Annotated in this window: 1 protein-coding gene; it reads left to right on the top strand. The window is 44.3% G+C overall.

Annotation, left to right across the window (positions count from 1 at the left end; translation table 11 throughout):
• Nucleotides 1-61: 61 nt before the first annotated feature.
• A partial coding sequence (locus tag ADIWIN_RS11755; protein WP_040757183.1) for a diaminopimelate decarboxylase occupies nucleotides 62-741 on the top strand: 680 nt, incomplete at its 3' end.

The raw sequence follows: 741 nt of genomic DNA, 5'->3' as shown, positions 1-741 counted from the left end.
TCCCAATGGGCAGGAGAAGTAGCTAAAGCAGTTGAGAAAAAAGAGACGATAAATATTTCCAATGAATACGAATCAAAATTATATTAAAGGCAATCCAAATGCTGGGCTGACCCCCATTACTTCCCCATGGATGCACCGTATTTTTGAAGACCAGAAAATTATCAGCGGACTGATTGAAAAACATGGCTCCCCCATCAACCTGCACCATCTGCCCACTTTTTCCGATAACATCGCTTCCTTCAAAAAGCTTTTTGAAGCTTATGGATTGAAACACCAAATCTACTATGCACGCAAGGCCAACAAATCAAAATCCCTGGTGAAACAGGCTTTGGAAGTAGGCATAGGTGTGGATACAGCCAGCCAAAAAGAACTGGAACAATCCATCGCTTTGGGTGGAAATGGGAAAAACCTGGTGCTTACTTCTGCCATCAAAACCAAGGAACAGTATGCATTGGCCGTCAATGAGCAGGTGCCCATTGTCCTGGACAATGAGGATGAATGTGTACAAGCCCAAAGCATAGCAGAGGAACTGAATAAAAAGGCCATTGTAGGCATTCGCATAAGCGGTTTTACGGTAGAGGGGACCAAGCTTCACAGTCGTTTTGGCTTTGATATAGCTGCTGTGGAGGCCTTTATTCTGGGAAATTTCGGGGAAAAAGGGCGTTTTAAAAACCTCTCTATTCAGGGTTTTCACTTTCACCTGGACGGTTATTCTACCCTTCAGCGTGGCAAAGCCCTTTC

The sequence above is a fragment of the Winogradskyella psychrotolerans RS-3 genome, assembly GCF_000427335.1.
GTDB lineage: Bacteria > Bacteroidota > Bacteroidia > Flavobacteriales > Flavobacteriaceae > Winogradskyella > Winogradskyella psychrotolerans.
Note: the sequence above shows the minus strand (reverse complement) of the source record. Positions and strands in the feature narration are given on the sequence as shown.